The sequence below is a fragment of the Dyella sp. BiH032 genome, from assembly GCF_031954525.1.
GTDB lineage: Bacteria > Pseudomonadota > Gammaproteobacteria > Xanthomonadales > Rhodanobacteraceae > Dyella_D.
The window spans coordinates 2,997,464-3,018,136 of the sequence record NZ_CP134867.1; the positions used below are offsets into that span (position 1 = coordinate 2,997,464).

10 protein-coding genes are annotated in these 20,673 nt (G+C 69.5%); 4 read left to right on the plus strand and 6 right to left on the minus strand.

The window, feature by feature from the left end; genetic code table 11:
• Nucleotides 1-10: 10 nt before the first annotated feature.
• Nucleotides 11-3,805 (minus strand): hypothetical protein, encoded by a 3,795-nt coding sequence (locus RKE25_RS13245; RefSeq protein ID WP_311838575.1) that lies wholly within the window; start codon nt 3,803-3,805, stop codon nt 11-13.
• A complete protein-coding gene (locus RKE25_RS13250; protein WP_311838576.1) occupies nt 3,802-11,724 on the minus strand; it encodes an SdrD B-like domain-containing protein in 7,923 nt (2,640 codons plus the stop codon). Before RKE25_RS13250 ends, RKE25_RS13245 begins: the two co-directional genes overlap by 4 nt.
• Before the next feature lie 481 nt (nt 11,725-12,205).
• Between RKE25_RS13250 and RKE25_RS13255 the strand changes: the two genes are divergently transcribed.
• Nucleotides 12,206-12,847: a LysE family translocator gene (locus RKE25_RS13255; RefSeq protein ID WP_311838577.1), complete on the plus strand. Its 642-nt coding sequence runs from the start codon at nt 12,206-12,208 to the stop codon at nt 12,845-12,847.
• 14 nt (nt 12,848-12,861) lie between these two features.
• Here RKE25_RS13255 and RKE25_RS13260 read toward each other — a convergent pair whose 3' ends face one another.
• The 3 genes from RKE25_RS13260 to RKE25_RS13270 are packed head-to-tail and all read right to left on the minus strand — an operon-like array spanning nt 12,862 to nt 16,917.
• On the minus strand, nt 12,862-14,328 hold the full coding sequence (locus RKE25_RS13260) for an efflux transporter outer membrane subunit (RefSeq protein WP_311838578.1): 1,467 nt from the start codon (nt 14,326-14,328) through the stop codon (nt 12,862-12,864).
• Complete coding sequence (locus RKE25_RS13265; protein WP_311838579.1) at nt 14,318-15,856, minus strand: DHA2 family efflux MFS transporter permease subunit; 1,539 nt, start codon at nt 15,854-15,856, stop codon at nt 14,318-14,320. The genes RKE25_RS13260 and RKE25_RS13265 overlap by 11 nt, the downstream gene beginning before the upstream one ends.
• Entirely contained in the window at nt 15,853-16,917 is a 1,065-nt protein-coding gene (locus RKE25_RS13270; RefSeq protein ID WP_311838580.1) for an HlyD family secretion protein, read from the minus strand. Before RKE25_RS13270 ends, RKE25_RS13265 begins: the two co-directional genes overlap by 4 nt.
• Before the next feature lie 115 nt (nt 16,918-17,032).
• Here RKE25_RS13270 and RKE25_RS13275 point away from each other — a divergent pair, with 115 nt between their 5' ends.
• Both RKE25_RS13275 and RKE25_RS13280 read left to right on the plus strand, forming a co-directional pair.
• Nucleotides 17,033-18,004 carry a GlxA family transcriptional regulator gene (locus RKE25_RS13275; protein ID WP_311838581.1) on the plus strand — a complete coding sequence of 324 codons (972 nt, stop codon included), beginning with the start codon at nt 17,033-17,035 and terminating at the stop codon, nt 18,002-18,004.
• A 55-nt stretch (nt 18,005-18,059) separates the two neighbouring features.
• Nucleotides 18,060-18,725 carry a dihydrofolate reductase family protein gene (locus tag RKE25_RS13280; protein WP_311838582.1) on the plus strand — a complete coding sequence of 222 codons (666 nt, stop codon included), beginning with the start codon at nt 18,060-18,062 and terminating at the stop codon, nt 18,723-18,725.
• Between the two features lie 90 nt (nt 18,726-18,815).
• On the opposite strand, the gene RKE25_RS13285 is transcribed toward RKE25_RS13280, so the two are convergent.
• On the minus strand, nt 18,816-19,577 hold the full coding sequence (locus RKE25_RS13285; protein ID WP_311838583.1) for an SDR family oxidoreductase: 762 nt from the start codon (nt 19,575-19,577) through the stop codon (nt 18,816-18,818).
• A gap of 109 nt (nt 19,578-19,686) precedes the next feature.
• Between RKE25_RS13285 and RKE25_RS13290 the strand changes: the two genes are divergently transcribed.
• Nucleotides 19,687-20,604 (plus strand): AraC family transcriptional regulator, encoded by a 918-nt coding sequence (locus tag RKE25_RS13290; RefSeq protein WP_311838584.1) that lies wholly within the window; start codon nt 19,687-19,689, stop codon nt 20,602-20,604.
• Nucleotides 20,605-20,673 lie beyond the last annotated feature (69 nt).

Below are 20,673 nucleotides of genomic sequence, written 5' to 3' on the forward strand. Positions count from 1 at the left end.
GCGCGGTGGATCAGAACGTCGAGAGCACGTTCAAGAACACGCCCTTGTTGTTGTAGTTGAGATTGGTCAGGTCGTCCGAGAAGCGCGTGAAGTTGTAGCCGACGCCCACTTTCAGGTGCTTGCTGATGTAGCGGTACACGCCCACCAGCACGCCGCGTTTGGCGTCGCCCGCTTCGCGCGCGCTCAGGCGGCGCCACTCGACCAGGCCGCTCCAGTTGCGCACGAAATGCCATTCGCCACGGATCACCCACAGCGTCGCGGTGCTGTCCAGCCAGTCGCCGGCCGTGCGCGTGGGCTTGAGGCTGCCCCAGCGGTAGCCGTACTTCGCGCCCAGCGACAACCACGGCGTGACGTCGTAGATGGTGTCCACCGACAGCACCTGGCTCTTCTGGCTGTAGTCGGCGACGGTGCTGGCGTACACGTTGCTGGTCGGGTCCGTGCTCACCGGCCCGATGCCGCTGGATGGCGAGAGCTGGCCCGGGGACGGCAGGTCGTACATGTAGGTGTACTTGAACAAGGTGTTCCAGCGGTCGTTGTCGACGGGGCGGTAGGCCGCGCCGATCACACCCTCGGTGTAGTTGCCGTCGAAGAACACGCCGTTGCTCGAACCGCTGCGCGCGACGTCCAGCTTGCCCAGCAGGCGCCACGCCGGCGTGAGCTGGCTGCCCAGGCTGTTGCGCGTCAACCAGGAGGTGCGCCGGCCGGAGACGTTGCTGTCCTCGTAGCGGTACTCCACGCTCGATGCCCACTTCGTCGCCAGCCCCTTGTAGGCCAGCGACACGCTGGCCGCCTGGCGGCGCAGGTCGCCGGCGAGCGGATCGCTGATGGTGCCTTCCTCCAGCTTGAAACCGGTGGTCCAGCGGTCGTTCACCGTCATGTCCAGGCCGAAGGCGTGGATCAGGCTGTCCTGCCCGCTGCCGGTGGTCTCGCGGCTTTCCTCGTACACGCTCACGCGATCGTTGAGGCGCGTCTTGGCACCGCCGACCAGCGTACCGAAGCGTCCGCGGTACGCGAGGTCTGGGCGATCCGTTTCCATCAGGTACTGCGCGTAGACATTGCTGCGGTCGCTGATGCGATAGTCGCCGCCGAGCTTGCCGCCCAGGCCGCCGTCGCCGTCCGACACTTCGGCATTGGCATGGATGCGCTCGGTGATCTGCCAGCCGCCGCCGAGGCCCGCGCGGTCGTTGTCGCTGCGCGTGCCGGTGCGGGCCAGGGTCTGCTGCACGAAACCGTAGGCGTTCCACGAATCGAGCGTGTCCGGCAAGGTGCCCGGCTTGGCCGGGTCGCTGGCCAGCGACTGGTAGTCCACGCGCACGATGGCGTCGGTACGTTCGCCGTGCTCGGCCAGGACCGGACTTTGGATCAGCGTGGTATTGGCCACGCCGCGGTCTTCCGCGCGCACGCCTACGCTGCCGGCCCAGTGCGGGTCGAACTGGTGACGCACCGCGGCTTCGGCGGAATGGCGGTCCTGGCTCAGCGCATCGGTGCGGTCCGCCTTCAGGCTGACGTCGGTGGCCTTGCCCAGCGGAATGTCCGCGCGAGCGCCGACCTGGCGCGCACCTTCGCTGCCCAGGGTGATCTGCCCGGGGGCGGAGAAGCCGTTCTGCCGGTCCTGCCAGTACGCGCTGAGGGTGCCGCGCATGTCCTTGGAGAAGTCGGCCAGCGACACCGCCGCGTCGATGCGGCCCGCGTAGGCCTTGTCGTCGCTCTTGGCCGGCTGCTGGTTGCCCAGGCCGTTGGCGTTCTGGAAGTTGAAGCCGCCGTCGATCGAATTGAGCGTGCCGGTGCCCTCACCCTTCGAGCGTGCCGCTTCCAGGCGCAGGAAGGTGCCGGGCTTGTAGCGCAGCGTCGCGTCGATGCCGCCCAGGCTCTGGTCCGTGCCTTCGCCGCCCTGGTGGTAGCTGGTGGCACCGATGCGCACGTGGTCGTTGAACCAGTGCTCGCCGCGCGCGCCGGCCGCGAGCGTGTCCAGCTCGGTTACGCCGGGCACGTATTCGTAGTTGACGACGAGGTAGGCAGGATTGCCGGACAGGCCGCCGAGCTGCACCAGCCCCGAGCCGTCCGCCACCGAGGACAGCGGCGCGCGCAACAGGATGCGGCCCTGCAGGTAGTTGAGGTCGTAGTCCGATCCCGGCACCAGCAGCGTGCGCTGCAGGACCAGGCCCGAATCGCGATCGCGGATTTCCACCCACACCCGCTCGGAGCCGGTAGTGATGTCCTGGCGCTGCAGGTAGTACAGCGAACCGCCGGTACCGCGGAATTCCTCGCGCGAAGCGACCGTGCCCGGATCGGCGGCGAAGGCGTTGAGGCTGCTGCGCCGCTCGCCGTGCTCGGTGGTGCCTTCCGACTTCCACAGCAAGTTGGCGCCGTACAGGCCGCGCGAGTACTGCACCAGTTCCGAACCGGTCCACGAGGTGAGGAAGTTGCCCCACATCAGCTGGGTGTCGTTCTTCTCCACCTTGACGTAGAACTTGCCTTGCGTCGGCGCGTCGTCCACCGCGGTGGAGTCGTCGCCGTACACCGGATAGAACTGGTCTGGATCGATCCGGCGCAGCAGGTAGCGCGGGTCCTTGCTGGCGAAGTTGCTGAAGAGGTCGTTCAGCGGCTGCTCGCGCGTGTCGGCGGACGCGGTGAGGCGCCAGCCGTTGTCGAATGTGCCCTTCGTATAGAAGGCCAGCCGTCCGTCGATGGCGCTGCTCTTCACCTCGTTCTTCAGGCTCGGGTCGACCACCGTGGCGTTGGCCGAGGCGCTGCCGTGGCTGGCCGTGATGTCCGCCACGCCCACGTAGAACCAGTCGCGGTCCGGCAGGCGCACGCTGCGCCGGTAGCTGCGGTCGCCTACCGTGACGTCCACCACGCGGTCGCCCGGCGGCAGGATCTGCTGCATGGCGAACTTGCCGTCGCGGCCCACCGGCACGTCGGTATTGAGCGCGTGCACGGCGGTGCCCGCGGCGGGCACGCGGCCGTTCACCGTGACGGCGGCGCCGTGCACGGAGATGTTGGCGACGTCGCGGCTGTCCTCGCCGTAGCCGGTGAGCGCTTCGCGCTCGGGTGTGTCCAGGTCGGCGTGGTGCGTGCGGTAGTCCACCAGGGTGAGCTGCTTGGCGCGCGTCTCGTCGAAGCGGCCCTTGGCGTCGCTCACGCGCAACACGTAGATGAGGTCGGCCGGCGCGTCCGCAGGCGGCTGCCAGGCGGCACTGCCGCCGATCGGCAGCGGCACCACGGCCAGCGGCGTTTCCTGCGTGTTCGCACCGCGCGGGAACACGCGGATCTCCGCATGCGCGATCCACGCCGCGTAATTGCTCCACGAGCGGAACGTCACCGCCTCGCCGCGCACGCCGCCGTCGGCCGCCGTCCATGCGTTGAGCATGGGCTTGGCCACCAGGGGGTCGTAGCGCACCTGCACGGTGTCGTTGGCGAGCGCCACGTCCACGCAGCGCTGGCGGTCGGCGTCGTTGGCGGGCTGGCCATCGGCCGGCGCGCCGTCGACGCTCACCACGAAGGGTCTGGCGTCGGTGGGCATGGACGCAGCGGCGCCGTTCGCGCAGGACACCGCATCGCCCTGGCGCACGTCGCTGGCTAGGGGCTTGCCGTCCGCGGCCAGTGGTTGCACGTGCTCGCTGGAAGGCGGGACGGCGTTGGGCACGAGCGCGGCGTTCTGCACGACGCGGCCGTGGTGGTCGTCGCCCGGCGCGGCCTGCGCCGGGGTGTCGGTAGCCAGCGCGGGACTGGGCATGGCCAGGGCCAGGCCGATCAGCGCGGCGAGCGGTTGGCGGCGGAATGCCGTCACGGTCGTGGCGATCATGGCTGCACCTCGGCGATTTCCTGTTCGATCAGCACGGGGCGGTCGTCGCCGGTCCGGTGCCAGTCGTCGTCGATACGTCGTTGCAAGGTCCGCAATCGCTGTCTTGCCTGATCGAGGTTCTCGCCACGCGCCGGGTGATAAGCCAGGCGCAGCACGGTGGGCTGGCCCTTGATGCGCTCGTAGAGCTTCGGCAGCTGCGCGGCCCAGGTGTCCAGCAACCGGTCGCCGCCGTGCTCGAAGGCGGCCGCGCTCACGTCCACGCGCACCACGCGGTGCAGCGCCACGCCGAAGTTGAGCTTGGACATCTTGCCGGCGGTCATGCGCACGTCGCCGGGGTTCTCGGTCGTCATGCGGTAGCCGGTCGGCAGGCTGCGCTCGTCCAGCTTCATCACGAAGTTGGCGCCGCGGTCGTACTGCGGGATATCCGCGCACGGCACGTGGTAACGGCCTTCCGCATCGGTGGTGACCAGCAGGCCGCGCGGCGTGGCCAGGCGCACCGCGGGCACGCCGGGCTCGCCCTGGTCCTGGTAGCCGTTGCCGTTCTTGTCGTCGAACACCTTGCCGATCAGGTCGGCGCAGTCGAAGGTCGGATCCGGCACCAGCCGCACCACGGCCGAGCCGATGTTGGACACCACGCGGTTGGCGAGCGTGTTCGACGCCCAGGCCTGGTTGGTGTATTCGCCCTCGCCCACGCCCGAGCCGATCACCAGCACCAGGGTCAGCGTGCGCGTCTGGTTCGGGCCGATGCTCAGGTCCGGCCAGCTCAGCGTGCGGCCGTTGCTCAGCGGCTCGCGCGGCATGCCGTCGATGCGGGCGCTCTGCGCGCGGTACTTGAAGCCCGCCGGCACCAGGTCCACCGCCGCGATGTTGGTCAGGGTGACCGCCAGCGTGTTGGTGATCGCGATGGTGTACGGCACCAGGTCGCCCTTGCTCACGTTGATCTTGGGCGTGGTCTTGGTGACGCGCAGCGCACCCTGCAGCACCGGGTCCACCGGAATGTGGTTGCCGGCGAAGCCCACCGAGTTGGCGGTAACGGCGAAGGCCAGGTAGTACGGCGGCAGGTCGCCCGACGCCGGCGGTGCGTTGAGCGGCGACACGCGGTAGGTGGTCGACCCGCCCGGCACGCTCAGCTGCTTGCCTGCCGGCGGATGGATGCCCGACGGCGGCGTGACGTAGCCGGCCGGCGCTTCCACACGCAGCGTGTACGTACCTGCCGGCGCGCCCGGCAGGAGCAGGAACTGATAGAGCCCGTCCGTGCCGGTGGTCTGCGTGACGTTGCCCTGCCCGCCGGCGAGGTACTGCGGGTTCACTGGCTGGCCGGAAGGATCGAGCAGCGTGACGCGCGCACCGGCCAGCGGCTGGCGCGATACCGCGTCGTACACGATGCCACCCGGGTCGAGCGGCAGGTCCTGCTGCGTGACGGCCACGCCGGAGCCCACGGTGACGCCCTGGATCGACGGCATCGCAGCGGACTTGTTCACCGTGCCGTTCCACTGCTTGTCCGGGTCCTGCGAGACCGGATAGCCGTAGTACACGCCGCCCGGGCTGCGGAAGCGCAGCTCGTAACCGCTGCCGGCCGGCACGCCGGTGAGCACGTAGTTGCCCTGCGCGTCGGTGGCGACCGCCGGCACCGAGGCCACTCGGCTGCCGTTCTGGTACAGCTCCACGTACCAGCCGGTGAGGCTCGCTTCGCCGGTGTCCTTCGCGGTGGGATTGCCGGTGGCGTTGTTGAGCCACACGCTGCCGGCGATGCTGCCGTCGGCGCCGGTCAGTTCCGGGAAGTTGTAGTCGGTGGCGTTGGTGCCGGCGCCGAGCGTGATCGCGCCGATGCTGTTGTTGCCCTTCGCGCCGCCCGCGCTGCCGACCTGCGTGCCGCCGTCCTTGTACAGCGGGGGCTGTGCCTCGGTGACGGTGTAGGTGCCCGCGACCAGGCCGGCGAACTGATAGGCGCCGGTGGCATCGGTGGTGACCGTGCGCGTGATCGGGCCGCTCAGCGTCACCGTGACGCCGCCCAGGCCCGGCTCGCCGGCGTCGCGCACGCCGTTGCCGTTCTTGTCGAAGTACACCGCGCCACTGAGCACGCTGCCATGGTCGATGAAGTCGTAGCCCGTGGCCGCGGTGCCCTGCGCGAGCGCGATCGCACTGATCACGTTCGGCGTGGTGCTGCCGCCCGCGGTACCGGCGCGCGAGCCGACGTCGCCCAGGCCCGTCGGCTGCGTCTCGGTCACGCTGTAGCTGCCCGGACGCAGGTGCTCGAACTTGTAGCTGCCGTCGGCGGCGGTGGTGGCGGTGAGGTTCACCGCCTGGCCGAGGTCGTCCGTGCCGGTGAGCGTCACGGTAACGTTGCCCAGGCCTTCGCCGGTGTCACGCACCTGGTTGCCGTTGACGTCGTCGTACACCGAACCGGCCAGCGAGCTGGGCGTCAGTTCCGGGAAATCGAACTGGGTGAACGGCTGCGCCGGATCGAACGGCACGTTGCCGTCCACGTTGCGCGTCGAGGTGGTGCACGCCGCGCACGGGGCGCCATTGATCTTGCCCGGCACGCTCTTGCCATCGATGTAGCCGTCCGGCTGCGTCTCGGTGATGGTGTAGCCCGCGGCGCCGGCCTTGGTGAGGCCCGCGAACACGTAGTTGCCGTCCGCGCCCGTCACCACCGTGCGGTCCACGGCCTTGCCGTCCACGTCGGTGCCGGTCAGGCGCACGCTGACGCCCGCGATCGGCGCTTCGCCGGCGTCGCGCACGCCGTTGTTGTTTGCGTCCACGTAGACCGAGCCGCTGATGCCGCCGGTCAATTCGCCGAAGTCATACGCCGTGCCGCGCGCGCCCGGCGCCACCGGAATGCCGGAGATGACGCTGGCGCCCGCCGCACCGGCGGTGCCGCCGAGGCTGCCGACGTGTTCCGGACCGTCCGCATACGCACCCGGTTGCGTCTCGGTGAGCGTGTAGCCGGCACCGTTGGAAGGCAGCAGGCCGTCGAAGACGTAATCGCCGTTGGCATCGGTGCTCACCGTGCGGTTGACCGAGTGGCCGTCCACGTCGGTGCCGGTGAGCGTGACGGTGACGCCCGCGATGCCGGTCTCGCCCGCGTCGCGCACGCCGTTGTTGTTGCCGTCGATGAAGGTGGCGCCGGACAGGCGCCCGGCCAGCTCGCCGAAGTTGTAGTTGGCGCCGACCTGCGACACGCCCAGCACGATGCCGTCGAACACGTCGTTGGCCGCATGCGTGCCGCCGAGCGTGCCGACCTGCTCCTGGCCGTCGGCGTATGTCGGCGGCTGCGTCTCGGCGATGCGATAGGTGCCGCCCGGCAGGCTGGAAGCCAGGTACGCGCCGGAGGCGTCGGTGGTCACGTTCACCGTGGCATTGGTCGCCGTGTTGGTGATCGCGATCGACACACCCGCGATGCCGGTCTCGCCCGCGTCGCGCACGCCGTTGCCGTTGGCGTCCACGTAGACGAAGCCGCCCAGGCCCTGGCCCACTTCGCCGAAGTTGTAGTCGATGCCGGACTGGCCCGCGCCGATCGTGATGCTGCCGATGACGTCGTTGCCCGCCAGCGCACCGTTCGGCGTGCCGCCCACGGTACCCACGGCGTCGCCGCCGTCCTGCCACTGCGCCGGTTGCGTTTCGGCGATCTGATAGCTGCCGGGGCGCAGATTCGGGAAGCTGTAGCTGCCGTCATTGGCCGTGGTGACGGTGGTGTTCACCGCATGGCCGAGGTCGTCGGTGCCGGTGAGCGTCACCGTGACGCCGCCGATGCCTGCCGTCTCGCCCGCATCGCGCACGCCGTTCTTGTTGGCATCGATGTAGACGAAGCCCGCCAGCGACGTGGACGCCAGTTCGCCGAAGTCGAAGTTGGCGCCCTGCTGGCCGGCGCCCAGCGTGATGCCGGCGATGGTGTTGCCATCCGCCGACGGCGTGCCGCCAGCGGTCACGCCGGTGCCTGTGCGCGCCTTGCCCGGCAGGTAGCCCGCCGGCTGCGTCTCGGTCACGGTGTAGTTGCCGGGACGCAGGCCCTTGAAGGCGTAGTTGCCCGAGGCGTCCGTGGTGGTGGTGAGGCTTACCGCCTGGCCGAGGTCGTCGGTGCCGGTGAGCGTCAGCGTGACCGGCGGATTGCCGATGCCCGCTTCGCCCGCATCGGCGACGCCGTTGTTGTTGAGATCGCTGTAGACCTTGCCAGTGATCTGCGCATCCGGCAGTTCGCCGAAGTTGTAGCCGGTGGCCGCGGTGTTGCTCGGCAGCGCGATGCCGCTGATCGCGTCGCCGGGGTTGGCGGCAGTGCCGCCGGCGCTGCCGGCGGTATCGGTGCCGTCGCGATAGCCGGACGGCTGCGTCTCGGTCACCGTGTAGTTGCCCGTGGGCAGGAATGGCACCACGTAGCTGCCGTCCGCACCGCTGGTGACGGTGCGATTGACCGCCGAGCCATCCACCGCGGTGCCGGTCACTTTCAAGGTGACGCCCGCAATGCCTGCCTCGCCCGCATCGCGCACGCCGTTGCCGTTGAGGTCGGCGAACACCGATCCGGCCACCGACGAGCTGGTGACGCTGACGTTGCCGCTGTTGCTGTTGTTGCCCGGCGTCGGGTCCTGCGAACTGGTGGTGATCGAGGCGTTGTTGGTGTACGTCGCCGGGTTGGCCGAGGGCTGCCCGGTCACGCGCACCGGCACGGTGATGGCGGTGTTCGCATTCACTGCGACGTCGTCTCCGAGCGTGCAGCTGAAATTCGTGCCGCCCGCGACGCCCGTGCAGGGCGCGCCGGGCATCGAGGGGAAGCCGCCGTTGGCCGCCACCGTAGGCGTGCCGGCCAGCACCATGCCGCTGGGCAGGCTATCGGTGACCTGCACGCCGTCCGCCACGCCCGGGCCGTTGTTGGCGACCACGATCGTGTAGTTGAACGGCTCGCGATAGCCGATGCTCGACGGGTTGGCGGTCTTGCTCACCACCTGCACGTCGGCCTTGGTGCGCACCGTCGTGCTTTCGCTGGGGTTGTTGTTGCCCGGCCGCGTGTCGAGGCCGGCGGCGACCTCGTCCGAGCTGGTCGACAGCTTGAGCGTGGTGGTGCCCTTGGCCTCGCCGCGCATGGTCACCTGCACGGACTTGCTGGTGGCCGCGGCGACCGTACCGAACTGGCAGGTGATCGTGCCGCCGATCGTGCCGACCGCGGGCGTGCTGCAAGTGGCGCCGGCCGGCGCGCTCAGCGACTGGAAGCTCAGCAGCGCCGTCGGCAGCGTCGCCGTGAAGTTGGCGTTCTCGGCGTACGACGGGCCGCTGTTGGTCAGCGTCAGCGTGTACGTCATGGTGTCGCCCACGGCGACGGGGTCCGGGCTGTCGACAATGTTGCCGAGGATGTCCAGCGCCGCGTTGTTTACCGGCGCGTTGAAGCTGCCGCTGTTGTTGGCGCCGCTCAATTCGGTGGTGCTGGTGGATGCCGTAGCGGTGTTGACCAGCGTGGTGCCCTGGGTGGCGTCGTTCGGACGCACCACTACGGTCACGGTCTGCTGCGCGTTCTGATTGATCGCTCCCCAGTTGCACACCAGGGTCTGGTTGCCGCTACCGGTGGTGGAACCGGCCGCCAGCGTGGCCGGGCAGCTGCCGCCGCCGGAGGCCGTGGCCGACACGAAGGTCACGCCGGGCGGCAGCAGGTCGGAGACGGAGACGTTCTGCGCCTGGCTGTAGTTGCCGTTGCGGACGGTGAGCGTGTAGGTCAGGTTCTGGCCCGCGGTGGCCGGCGAGGGCGAACCGCTGATGACGACGCTCACGTCCGCGCGCGCGTCGATGGTGGTGGTGACGCTGTCGTTGTTGTCGTTGTAGTTGGGATCGGCCGTGGTGGGCGACAGCGCATAGGCGCTGTTGGTGCGCGCGCCGCCGTCGCCACCGGGGCGGATCTTCACCGTGATGACCGGACAGTTGCTGCCGGCCGTGCACACCGGCACATCGCCGAGTGCGCACTGCAGCTTCACGCCGGTGCCCGAGGTCGCCGACGGCGCCGGACAGTTCGCGCCGGCCGGGCCGTTGGCGATGGTGGCGGCGATGAAGCCGGCACCGGTCGGGCCTACGCTGCTGTTGATCAGCGTATCGAGCTGGTCGACCACGCTCACGGCCACGGCGGTCTGCGGACCGCTGTTGACCACTTCCAGCGTGTAGTCCAGTTCGTCGCCCGCGGCCGTGGTGGCCTGCAGCGCGGTCTTGACCAGCTTGAGGTCGGCCGAGTCCGGACCAGCCTGCACATCCACGCCGACGCCCACGCAGTTGTTGCTGGCGTCGTTGTCGTTCCACGGCGTACCCGCGGCGGAGGCCACGGCGGACACGCACATGCTGTTGTTGAGATTGCCGGTGGTGTTCGCCGTCACCGTGTACAGCACGGACTGGCTGGTGCCGCCCACCGCCAGCGGCGCGCCGGCGGTGTAGTCGCGCGTGCAGGTGACGGTCTGGTTGCCCGCCGTCGGCGTGAACGGCGCGGCCGGCGTGCAGCTCCAGCCGTTGGTCTGCTTGTAGGCGGTGAGCGTGACGCCGACCGGCAGCGTGTCGATCATGCGCGCGGTGCCGGTGAGCGGCGCCGTGCCGTTGTTGTGCATGGAGATGCTCCAGTCGAAGCTGGAGCCGACGGTGGCCAGGGCCGGGTTCGGGCCGCTCTTGTTCGCGGACAGGTCGGAGGTGGGATCGACCACGCCCACGGTGGCCGAGCCGGCATTGTTGCTGGACTGTGGATCGGTGAGCGTGCTGCTCGCCGTGGCCGTGTTGGTGATGGCCGTGCCGGCGGTGATTGCCTTCACCGGCACCGTGATCGCCGGCATGGCGATGTTGTAGCCGGCTCCGCTGCCGCCGAGCGGGCGTGCGCAGGTGATGGTCTGCCCCGCGGGCGCACCGCAGCTCCAGCCCGTGCCGGAAGGCGTGCCGGTGATCTGGAAATTGGCCGGCACCGTGTCGGTGACGCTGACGTTGGTCGGGTTGTCGCCCGTGTAGCGCGGCGTGAGGATGAAGCTGAACGCCGTGCCGGTCAGGATCGGCGAGCCGGTGCTGGCCGTCTTGGTCAGGCTCACGTCGCTGCCGGCGAGCACCGAGATGTGCGTGGTGACGCTGTTGTTGCCGCTGTCCGGGTCCTGCGGCGCGCTGAGCGAAGAAACGGCGACGCTGCCGTTGAGCGCCAGGTCGGAGCCGCCGGCCGCGGCGACCGTGCCGTTGATCGGGCCGATCACGCGATTGCCGCCGCTGGCGATGGTGCCGCCGAGGTCGCAGGTCAGTACCTGCGAAGCCACCGAACAGCCGGACGGCAAGCCGCTGCTCGCGTTGAAGCCGGGCGGCAGGTTCGCGGTGATGCGTACGCTGCTGGCCGTATCCGGGCCGTTATTGGCGACGGTGAAGGTGTAGCCCAGGGCGCCGCCGGACGTCACCGAGCCGCTGGGGCTCTGCGCCACCGCCAGCGCCAGGTCAGCGCCCTGGTTGATGGTGGTGTCCTGGGTGATGCCGGTGTTGTTGGCCGGCGCGGTGTCCGCCTCGTTCGAGGTGGCGGAGGCCGTATTGGTGATGATGCCCGCGGCGGGCGCGCGCACCTGGATGCTCACCGTGATGCTGCCGGCGGAAGCCAGCGAGCCGAGGTCGCAATTGAGCACCCCGCCGGCCGGCGTACCGCAGGTCACGCCCGCAGGCGCGCTCGCACCGATGTAGACGGTGCCGGCAGGCAGCGTGTCGGCCAGCTTGACGCCGGTGGCACCGGTGCTGCCGTTGTTGTCCACGCGCACCGTGTAGGTGACGATGCCGCCGGCCGGCGTCGGATCGGAGCCGGTGTCGGCATTGTTGACGACCAGGTCGACCGCGGCCATGACCGGCGCGGCGGCGAACAAGGTCAGGCACGCGAACAACAGGCGGCCAAGGAAGCGGCCGCTGCGTCCACGCAGCGGAGTGAGCTGCGTGCGATCGGATTCCATCCGACATCCCCTGAAGGTAGGCAGCAGTCCACCGCGGCGCGCCGACTGCGGCGTGCGCACCGTGGACTGGTCGTTTCAAGGAGAAAGCCCGGCCCCTCCCGCACGGCCGAGCGCGAATCTCCGATGGGCCTCATCCCAGGCCTCGGTGACGCGACGAGCAGACAGGAGGAAAACCGAAAACGCCGTACCCCACGGCGAATCGCTCCCGGCCCCTATTTCCGCGAGCGACAGCTCGAAAGAATCGAAGGATGTTGTGACTTGCGTCAATCTTTCGGAAAAAGAAATGACGGCCAACTTCTGGCCTATGCGAGGCCGTATGGATGCGCGGAGGCGTTTATCCCAGCCGGCAGCGTGAGCGTCGCGCCAATGAGCGCTAAGCGTCCCCTCAATCGACTGACAGAAATATTGGCCTGTCGCACGGAAAGAGAGGCCGCGGACGGGCGCTAGAATCTCCAGTCACGCAAACGTCCCGGGAGCCGCCATGTTCGATGCATCCACGCTGGGCACCTTCATCGCCGTCGTGATCGGCCTGTTCCTCATTCCCGGACCGGCCGTGCTGCTGGTGGTCAGCCGCACCGTGCAGGGCGGCAGGAACGTCGGCGTGATGACCGGCCTGGGCATCGCGGCCGGCGACTTCCTGCACACGCTGTTCGCGGCGGTCGGGCTGTCCGCGGTGCTGATGACCTCCGCCCTCGCCTTCAGCGCCGTGAAGTACGTGGGTGCGGCCTACCTCATCTATCTCGGCATCCGCGCCGTGATGGAAAAGCCCGCAATGGACCAGCCCGCGGCCGCCGCCCTGCCCGCCGCGACGCCCATCGCGCCGGGCAAGGCCTTCCTGCAGGCGATTCCCGCCGAGCTGCTGAACCCGAAGACGGCGTTGTTCTTCCTCGCCTTCATGCCGCAGTTCGTGCATCCGGAACGCGGCTCCACCTTCGCGCAGTTCGCTGTGCTCGGCCTGATCTTCGTTGCGCTCAGCTCGCTCTATTCGACGCTGCTGGCGCTATCGATCCGGCCTCTGGGCCGGCTGATCGGACGCCTGGCCTGGCTGAAGCGCTGGCAGGGGAAGATCGTCGGGACCATCTTCATCGCCTTGGGTCTGAAGGTCGCCGCGCAACAGCGCTGAGCACGGCGCGCTTCTCAGCGCGCCGCGGATGCCGATGCCGTCGCGTCGGCGACGGGCGCGTTCCAGCCGCCGCCCAGGGCCCGGAACACCGCCACCGCCGAACGTGCCTGGTCCGCGCGTGTGCGCGCGAGGTTGTCGCGCGCTTCCAGCAGCTGGCGGTCTTCGTCCAGTACTTCGATCAGACTGACCGCGCCGCCGGTATAGGCGTCCTGCGCGGCGGCACGGGCGCGGGCGTGCGCGGCGACTTCCTTGTCCAGCACGCCATGGCGGGCTTCGAGCTGCACCAGGCTGACGATGGCGTCCTCGACGTCCTCGGTCGCGCGCAGCATCGAGCCGCGATAGACGGCCATCGCTTCCGCGTTGACGCCTTTGGCGGCCTGCACTTCCGCATCGACGCGGCCGAAATCGAACAACCGCCAGTGCAGGCCCAGCGCGCCGGCAGGCTGGAACGACTTGCCGCCGAACAGCTTACCCGTGTCCAGCGAGCTGAAACCCAGCAGCGCCGACAGCGAGAACGACGGGTAGTACTGCGCGAGGGCCGCGCCGATGCGCGCGTTGCTGGCGGCCAGGCGGCGCTCGGCGGCGATCACGTCCGGGCGGCGACGCAGCAGCGAGGCCGGGCCTTCGGCAGTGTCGATGGACGGAATGGCGATCGGTGCAGCGGCCGCGCCGATCTCGTCCGCATAGGTGCCGGGCGCGGCGCCCATCAGCACGTCGAGCCGGTTCAGCTGCGTCTCCAGTTCGATCTTCAATGGCGGCACCGTGGCCTGTGCCTGCAGCAGCAGCGCCTCGGCCTGCGCGGTTTCGCGCGCCGTGCCCAGGCCATGGCGTTCGCGCAGCTTCACCAGGTCGAGCAGCCCTTGCTCATTGCGGATCTGGTCTTCGGCAATCGCAATGCGGGCCTGCGCGCCGCGCACGCGAAAGTAGGCATCGGCCGCTTCGGCCACCAGCGAGATGCGCACGCCGGCGTGGCTGGCTTCGGCCGCCTGGTACTCCGCATCCGCCGCTTCCGCCTGGCGGCGCAGGCCACCGGCCAGGTCCAGTTCCCAGCTCGCGCCCGCGCCGATTTCCTCCAGCGTCTGGTCGCGCTCGTAGCCGGGCAAGGCGCTGGCGATCTTGCCGAGCGGACTGCGTTCGGACTGGCGAAGACGCGTGGCGCTGCCGTCGAGCGAACCCTGCGGCAGGCGCTCGGCCTGCGCATGGCGCGCGGCGGCGCGGGCTTGTTCCACGCGTGCGGCGGACGCGGCCAGGTCCAGGTTCTGCGCCACGACGCGCCCGGCGATGCGCACCAGCTCCGGATCGCCGAAGCCGGTCCACCACGTGTCCAGCGGCGGCGGCGCGGCCTCGGCCGAGGGCTTCGCCTGCGTCTGCATTTCGTGGAACGTCGCGGCGGCCGGCAGCGCGGGCTTCACGTAGTCCGGTCCGGCGACGCAGCCGGCCAGGCCGAGGGTGAGCAGAGCAGAAAGGAGTTTAGTGCGCATCGGCGGAGGGTCCGGTGGGAGGCTGCACCTTGCGCATCAGCGGCACCATGGCCGTCGCGAGCACGAAGCACAGCAGAATGCAGAAGAAGGCATCGGCGTAGGTGAGCGTCTGCGCCTCGCGGAACGTCAGCAGCCACAGCTGCTTGAGGGCGACGAGCGAGGCGTCGGTGTTCCCGCTCAGGTCGCTCCAGCGACCGTTCATCGCTTCGTTGGCCGGCGTCAGGTGCTCGGCCATGCGGAAGAAATGCAGGTTGGTGCGGTCGTTGAGGATCGTCGCGCAACCGGCGATGCCCATCGCGCCGCCGAGATTGCGCATCAGGTTGAACAGCCCCGAGGCCAGCCGCAGCCGCGCCGGCGGCAGGCCGCCCAGGGTGAGCGTGACCGTGGGCGCGACCGCCATCTGCTGGCCCATGCCGCGCAGCGCCTGCGGCAGCAGCAGCTCGGTCGAACTCCAGTCGTGCGTGATCGGCATGAACTCGACCATCGACACCGCGAACAGCGCGAGGCCGAACATCAGGATCCAGCGCAGGTCGAAGCGGTTGGCGAGCATGGCGTACAGCGGAATGCTCATGATCTGGAACACGCCGGTGGAGAACACCGCCTTGCCGATCTGGAACGCGCTGTAGCCTTCCACCCGGCCGAGGAACAGCGGCGTGAGGTAGATGGTGCCGAACAGGCCGATGCCGGTGACGAAGGAAAAGAAGCAACCGAGCGCGAAGTTGCGGTCTTTCAAGGCGCGCAGATCCACGACCGGATGTTCCGCGGTGAGCCCGCGCCACACGAACAGCGTGCCGGCCACCAGACTGGTCCATGCCGTGGCGCGGATGGTCGAGTCTTCCAGCCAGTTCCAGCGCGGGCCTTCCTCCAGCGTGTATTCCAGGCAGCCGAGAAAGATGGCGATCAGTGCGATGCCCGCCCAGTCGCCTTTCTTCAGCAGCGACAGGTCCGCCTCGTCGATCTTCACCAGCGCCGGCACGGCGATGGCGACGAAGGTGCCGGGCACGAGGTTGATGAAGAACAGCCAGTGCCAGGAATAGTGGTCGGTGATCCAGCCGCCCAGGGTGGGTCCCAGCGTCGGTGCCAGCGAGGCGATCGCGCCGATGGTCGCCGCGGCGATCACGCGCTGCTTGCCCTCGAAGAACACGAAGGCGGTGGTGAACACCGTCGGGATCATCGAGCCGCCGATGAAACCCTGTGCCGCGCGGAACACGATCATGCTCTGGATGTCCCACGCTGCGCCGCACAGCAGGCTGGTCACGGTGAAGCCGGCGGCCGACACGGCGAACAGCCAGCGCGTGGAAAACACGCGCGTCAGCCAGCCGGACAGCGGGATCACCACGATCTCGGCGATCAGGTACGCGGTCTGCACCCAGGCGACGTCGTCCACGCCCGCCGACAGGCCGCCGCCGATGTCGCGCAGCGAGGCGGACACGATCTGGATGTCCAGCAGCGCGATGAACATACCCAGGCACATGCTGGCGAAGGCGAATACCTTCTGCCCGGGCGTGAGGTGGGCGACGGGGCTCATGGCGCCTTGGTATCGACGGTGGCGGTGACCGATAGGCCCGGGCGCAGCACGCCGAGGTCGCCGTCGCCGCCTTCCAGCGCGATGCGCACCGGCACGCGCTGGACGATCTTGGTGAAGTTGCCGGTGGCGTTTTCCGGCGGCAGCACGCTGAACTGCGCGCCGGTCGCGGGCGCGAGGCTGGCCAGGCGTCCCTTGAAGACGCGGTCCGGCACTGCGTCGGCGCGCACATCCACCGTCTGGCCCACGCGCATGCGGCGCAGCTGGTCCTCCTTGAAGTTGGCATCGACCCACAGGCCATGTGCCGGTACCACCGCCAGCATCTGGCTGCCCGCGGCGGCGTAGGCGCCGGCGCGCGCGCGGCGGTTGCCGATGGCGCCGTCGACCGGCGCGCGCAGTTCGGTGTACGACAGGTTCAACCGGGCCAGTTCCGCTTCGGCCCTGGCCTGCGCCAGCGCCGCCTCGACCTGGTGCCGCTGCGTATCGATCACTTCCAGCTGGCGCTGCGCCGCCTGCACCGCCGCACCGGCACGCTGCGCGCCGGCTGCCGCGGTGGCGAAGGTGGCTTCCGCGCGCTGCGCGCTTTCGATCGATACCGCCGCATGTCCGGCCAGTTCGCGGTAGCGCGCGTCGTCCAGCTTCGAACGCCTGGCTTCCGCATCGGCTCCGGCGAGCGCCGCGCGGGCTTGCGCGATCACGCTTTCCTGCAACCGCTGCTGCGCGTCGAGATTGCCGAGCGCGGCCTGCTGCGCCGCCACCGCGGCGTCGGCCTTCGCCAGCGCGGCGCGATAGTCGCGGTCGTCGATCTTCACCAGCAGTTCGCCGCGGCGGACGAGCTGGTTGTCGGCGACGGCCACCGCCTGGATGAAGCCCGGCACCTTTGCGCCGATGACGGTGGTGTCGCCGCCGACGTAGGCATCGTCGGTGCTCTCGACATAGCGGCCCGACGACCACCAGTGCAGGCCGTAGAAAGCCAGGCCGGCCACGGCGATCGCGCCGGCCAGGGGTTTGAGCGCGCGCAGGCGGGGCCGCCGGGCGGGGCCCGGTCCGGGTTGGTCGGACATGGTTCGGATCTCCAGGACGCCTGATGGGAGGTGGCGATGGCCATAGTTGTAAGTCCGGCCCGATCGGACTTAAATGTCGCGGATGCCACCTTTTATGCCACCCAGGAGTCCGGCCATGCAGCGCATCGGTTTCGTGGTCTTTCCCGGTTTCCAGGTCATGACGCTCGCCGCGGCGTCGGTCTTCGAATTTGCCAACCTCGCCCTGCAGCGGGCCAACTACGAAGTGCACGTGCTCTCCGAGCACGGCGGCCCGGTCATCAGTTCGCTCGGCGCCACCATCGCCACCGAGGCGATCGGCACGGAGGCGTTCGACACGCTGCTGGTCGGCGGCGGCCCGGGCATGCCGCCGTCCATGCCTTCGCTGGTCGAGATCATCCGCGCCGCACCGCGCACCACGCGGCGCGTGGCCTCCATCTGCACCGGCGCCTTCCTGCTCGCCGAAGCCGGCCTGCTCGACGGCCGCCGCGTCACCACGCACTGGCATTTCGCGCGCCAGCTCCGGCAGTGGTATCCGGAAGTGAAAGTGGAAGATGACCGCATCTTCATCATCGACGGAGACATCTGGACGTCCGCCGGCATGACCGCCGGCGTCGACCTCGCGCTGGCTATGGTCGAGAAGGACCTCGGCGCCGAAGTGGCGCGCAAGGTCGCGCAGAAGCTGGTGGTCTACCACCGCCGCGCGGGCGGCCAGTCGCAGTTCTCGGCGCTGCTGGAACTGGAACCGAAGTCCGACCGCATCCAGAACGCCCTCACCTACGCCAAGAGCCACCTGCGCTCCGCGCTCAGCGTGGAGGAGCTGGCCGAGGCGGCGAACCTAAGCCCCCGGCAATTCAGCCGCGCGTTCACCGCGGAAACCGGCCAGTCGCCGGCGAAAGCGGTGGAACATCTGCGCGTGGAAGCGGCGCGCCTGATGATGGAACAGACGCGCCACCCGATCGAAGTGATCGCCCGCGAGGTAGGTTTCGCCGATCGCGAGCGCATGCGGCGTGCGTTCCTTCGCGCGTTCGGGCAATCGCCGCAGGCGATGCGGCGGATGGCCGGCCAGGATACGGCCGAACTGGACGGCGAGACCCCGCAGGCGGCTTGACCGCCGGCCCCCTGAGCCGGGCAAGATGCGCCCGGCAGACCCGCCGGAGACCCTCATGCCGAAAGTCCGCGTTTCCGCCTTCGCCCTTTCCCTGGACGGCTACGGCGCCGGCCTGTGCCAGGACGCGCAGAATCCGCTCGGCCTGCGCGGCCCGGAACTGATGGGCTGGTTCTTCCCCACGCGCGTGTGGCGCTCGATGCAAGGCATGGAGGGCGGCGAGACCGGCATCGACAACGACATCGCCGAGCAGGCCATGGCCGGCATCGGCGCCTGGATCCTCGGCCGCAACATGTTCGGCCCCGTGCGCGGCCCCTGGCCCGACGACGCCTGGAAAGGCTGGTGGGGCGACGAACCGCCCTACCACACGCCCGTGTTCGTGCTGACGCATCACCCGCGCGACACGCTCACGATGAAAGGCGGCACCGAATTCCACTTCGTCACCGGCGGCATCCATGCCGCGCTCGAACGCGCCCGCGCCGTGGCCGGGGAACGCGACATCCGCATCGGCGGCGGCGTGTCGACGGTGCGCCAGTGCATGCAGGCAGGGCTCATCGACGAACTGCACCTGGCCGTACGGCCGCTGCTGTTGGGCGCGGGCGAATCGCTGTGGAACGGATTGGATGCGCGAGCGCTGGGCTACGAGTGCACCCGTCAGTTGGCGGGAGAACGGGCCACGCACATGTTTCTGGAGAGAGCGTCATCCGGCGCCGGCGGCGCGTGAGCGGAGGATGTTCTTCCGTTCACGCGCCACTCCCTGCGCCATCATTCCTGCGCCATCGTCCCGTCAGGCACGAGGCCACGCGGCCCGACGTCAGGCGATGTCGGCGACGGCCTCGGCCCTCGCCAGCTCCAGCGCGTCCTCTCCCGCCGGAAGCCTCATCGGGCAGTCCGGTTCGTTGACCGCGCGCCACACAGCTTTGGCGACATCGCTCCCATGCGTCTCCGTGGTCAACTGCGCCCATTCGTCGAACACCTGCTGCACCTGCGCGGCGTAGGCATCGGGGAAACCGTCCTGCATGCGTGTCCGCGCGTTCTCGCCGAAGCGCGTCTCCGGCGCGCGCCCGGGGAGCACCAGTCGCACGCGTACGCCGAACGGTTCGAGTTCCAGCGCCAGCGATTCGGTGAACGCGTTCACCGCGGCCTTGCTGGCGGTGTAGACGGACAGCAGGCGCAACGGCTTCAGGGTCACCGTGGACGTGACGTTGACAACGACGCCGGAACGGCGCTCGCGGAACTGCGGCAGTACCGCCTGGGTCATCGCGATCGTGCCGAGCGTATTGGTCTCGAAGACCTCGCGCGCGATGTCCATCGATGTGCCTTCCAGCGCATTGAGCACGCCGATGCCCGCGTTGTTGACGAGCACGTCGATCGGACCGGCGGCGGCGATGGCCTGGCGGATGCTTTCCGGGTCGGTCACATCGAGGGCCAGCACGCGCAGGTGTTCGGACGCCGGCAGCACGTCGGCGCGCGGCGTGCGCATGGTGGCCACGACCTTCCAGCCGCGCTCGAGGAAATAACGCGCGGTATCGAGGCCGAAGCCGGACGAGCAGCCGGTGATGAGGACAGTTTTCATGGGGACTCCGGATGAGGGATCGGGTTGCGTGGATGCCACAGAACGATAGGCATCGGCGACAGGACTCACTACCATCAGGCGTCCGAGTTTCGTTGGCAGGAGTCCGTTCTTGATCGATCCGCTCGCCGAGGTGGTCGCCCTGCTGCAACCGGGTGCGCCGCACTCGAAGATCGTCAGCGCCTTCGGGTCCTGGCGGGTCCGCCGCAGCGAGACCGGCCAGCCGTACTACTGTGTGGTGCTCGAAGGCTCGTGCCGCCTCGCGGAAGACGGCCGCGAAACCGTGGTGCTGCAGGCCGGCGATTTCGTGCTGATTCCGGCGGCCTACGGCTTCACCATGTCGAGCGCCGAACCGCCCGCGCCCGGCGCACCCGACTCCACGCCCCTCGCGCTGCCCGGCGGCGAGTTCCAGCTCGGCGAGCCGGACGCCGCGCCCAAGACGCGCCTGCTGATCGGCTATTGCGTGTTCGGCTCGCCGGATGCCGCGCTGCTGGTCTCGCTGCTGCCGCAGCGCATACAGGTGCGCGGCGAGCCGCGGCTGGCCACGCTGGTGCGCCTGGTGGTCGACGAATCGCGCGAGCGGCGTCCCGCGCGCGACATGATGCTCGCGCGCCTGCTGGAGGCGCTGCTGATCGAGGCGCTGCGCTCTTCGGCCGATGCGCCGGTCTCGCCCGGCCTGCTGCGCGGGCTGGCCGACACCCGCCTCGCCCATGCCATACGCCGCATCCATGAAGCGCCGGCGCAAGCATGGACCGTCGCGCAGTTGGCGAAGGAAGCGGCACTGTCGCGTTCGGCCTTCTTCGAACGTTTCAGCCGGGCGATCGGGCTCGCTCCGATGGAGTATCTGCTCGCCTGGCGCATGGCCCTGGCCAAGCGCCTGCTGCGTCAGGACGGCGCAGCGATCGCCGAGGTCGCCGAACGCGTGGGCTACAGCTCGGCGAGCACGTTCAGCGTGGCATTCGCCCGGCATGTGGGCATGCCGCCGGCGAGGTTCGCGCGGGAACGCCCGGCGTCGCAGGAGCCCGCCTGAGAGCCGCTCTCCTTTCGCCCATGCGCAGGTGGCGGGAGATCAGGGTGGCCAGCGCATGGCGCCGCGCGA